Annotated in this window: 1 protein-coding gene and 1 pseudogene; both read left to right on the top strand. The window is 72.8% G+C overall.

What is annotated here, in order from left to right; all coding sequences use genetic code 11:
* A pseudogene (locus ACFQ87_RS45470) lies at positions 1-239 on the top strand (ABC transporter ATP-binding protein); the annotation flags it as partial.
* A gap of 107 nt (positions 240-346) precedes the next feature.
* The coding region (locus ACFQ87_RS45465; RefSeq protein ID WP_380616921.1) for an AMP-binding protein at positions 347-2,809 on the top strand (2,463 nt) is incomplete at its 3' end.

Below are 2,809 nucleotides of genomic sequence, written 5' to 3'. Positions count from 1 at the left end.
CCTCCGCCGTGGACAACGAGACCGAGGCCGCCATCCAGCGCACCCTGCGCGGCTTCGCCGCCGACCGGACGATGGTCATCATCGCCCACCGGCTCTCCACGGTCCGCCACGCCGACCGGATCTACGTCATGGACAAGGGCGGCGTCATCGCCGAGCAGGGCACCCACGACGAGCTCCTCGCCCAGCACGGACTCTACGCATCCCTCTGGCAGCTCCAGGCCGGCGAACTCGCCGCCTGACCGCAGCAGTTAGCCGCGCCCGCCCGCCGACCACGTGACGCCACCGTGGTCGGCGCGGTTCGGCGCGCCCTGCGACGACGCCTGCCCACACTCCTGGAGGTACCCCCATGTCCCGTCGTGACGGCGATGTTCTTCCCCTGACAGCTGCCCAGCGCGAGATCTGGCTCGCCGAGCAGCACGCGCGGACAGCGCTCGACGCCTACCGCATCGGCGACTACCTGGAAGTCCACGGCCCGGTCGACGCGGAGCTCTTCGAGACCGCGCTGCGGTCGGTGGTCGACGAGATCGACGCGCTGCACGTGAGCTTCGTCCACGACGGGCAGGAACCGCGGCAGGTCGTCCGTGCGGGCTGGGACTGGGTACCGGCCCTGCTCGACCTGAGCTCCGAGCCCGACCCGCGCGCGGCGGCCCTGGCATGGATGGCGCGGGACCGGATGCGCCCGCTGGACCTCACCCGTGATCCGCTCTTCAGCTTCGCGCTGATCAGCCTCTCGCCGACGCACCACCTCGTGTACCAGAACTACCACCACCTGGTGATGGACGGGTTCGGCCTCTCCCTCGTCCGACGGCGGATCACGCGGGTGTACACGGCGCTGGCCGGAGGCGGCCAGGTCCCGCGGTCGTCGTTCGGCTCGCTGCACGACCTGATCCGCAGTGACGCCGACTACCGCGCCTCCGGGCAGTGCGCCGCCGACCGGTCGTACTGGACGGAGCGGCTCGCCGACCGGCCGGAACCGACCCGGCTCACCGGCCGGGCCCCGCGCGGCGGCGACGGCCTGCGCGGCACGGTGGAACCCGCGGTGCTCCGAGTGGACACGCTGCGCGCGGCGGCCGCACAGATCGACGTCCACTGGTCCCGCCCGCTGATCGCGGCGGCGGCGCTCTACGCGCACCGGCTCACCGGGGACCGGGACGTGCAGATCGGTCTTCCCGTCACCGGGCGTGAGGGAGCCGAACGCGCCCTGCTGTTCACGCCCGGCACGATGGCCAACGTGGTGCCCCTGCGTCTGCCGGTGCGACCGGAGACACGGTGGCGCGACCTGGTCGCCGAGGTGGCAGGGGAGGCCGATGCGGCCCTCGCGCACCAGCGCTACCGCAGCGAGGAGCTGTTCCGGGAGCTCGGCGCCACCGGGGCGGCGTTCCCGCTGGTCGTCAACATCATGGTCTTCGACTCCGCACCGAGCTTCGCCGGGCATACCGCCACGCTGCACTACCTGCTCCCGGAGCCGATCACCGGGCTGTCCCTGTGGATCATGGGCCAGCGCGGGGACACCGAACTCCAGGTCGAGCTCAAGGGCGCACCCCAGACCTGGAGCGACGACGAACTCGCCTCCCACCAGACGCGGTTGGTCGCGCTGCTGGACACCGTCGCGAAGTGCGACCCGCGCGAGCCGGTCGGCCGGATCGGCCTGGTCGCCGCGGACGAGGAGCGGGGGCTGCGGGGGCTGGGTGCCGGTCCGGAGACGGAGGTGTCCGACGCGGGTCTGCCGGAGCTGTTCCGGGAGCACGTGCGGGCGACTCCGGACCGCGTTGCGCTGGTGTGCGGGGACGTGTCGCTGTCGTTCGCGGAGTTGGACGCACGGGCGAACCGGCTGGCGCACGCGCTGATCGCGCGGGGGGTGGGGCCGGAGCGGCTGGTGGGGTTGTCCCTGCCGCGTTCGGCCGAGCTGGTGGTGGCGATCCTGGCGGTGTGGAAGGCGGGCGGGGCGTACGTTCCGGTGGACCCGGAGTACCCGGTGGCGCGGATCCGGTACATGCTCGACGACGCCCGGCCGGCGCTGTTGGTGACCGACGTCCGGACCCAGGCGAGGCTGGGTGACATCGGCCCGGACGGGTGCCTGGTGCTGGACGACCCGGCGACGGCCGAGCAGTTGGCGGCCTGCCCGGCCGAGGACCCGGCGGTGACCGTCGCTCCGGACCACCCGGCCTACGTGATCTACACGTCGGGCTCCACAGGTCGGCCCAAGGGTGTGGTGGCGACCTGCGGCGCGCTGTTGCAGCACTTCGCCCATCAGCGTCCGGTGCAGTTCCCGGCGCCCGACGGGGAGCGGCTGCGGGTGGGGCTGACCTCGTCGGTGTCCTTCGACGCCTCCTTGGACCAGCTGTGCGGTCTGTTCGCGGGCCACGAGCTGCACGTCCTGGAGCAGGCGACCTGGACCGACCCGGACGCCTTCGTCGAGTACGCCGCGCGGTGCGGGCTGGACCACGTCGACGCCACTCCGTCCTACCTCCAGGTCCTGGTGGCACACGGGCTGCTGAGCCATCCGCACTGGCGCCCGAGGACGGTCGCCGTGGGCGGCGAGGCCGTACCGGAGCGGCTGTGGACGCAGCTGCGGGCGGCTGAGGGAGTCACCTGCCTCAACCTCTACGGGCCGTCCGAGTGCACGGTGGCCTCGGTGATGGCGCGGGTGGAGTCGAGCACGCGTCCGGTGATCGGCCTGCCGGTCGGCAGCGTGCGGCTGTACGTGCTCGACGGCGCGCTCCAGTTGGTGCCGACGGGTGTGCCGGGTGAGCTGTACATCGCCGGCGCGGACGTGGCCCGTGGCTACCTGAACCGGCCGGGCCTGACG

The sequence above is a fragment of the Kitasatospora sp. NPDC056531 genome, from assembly GCF_042794375.1.
GTDB lineage: Bacteria > Actinomycetota > Actinomycetes > Streptomycetales > Streptomycetaceae > Kitasatospora.
This window is presented reverse-complemented; position numbering and strand designations above follow the sequence as displayed.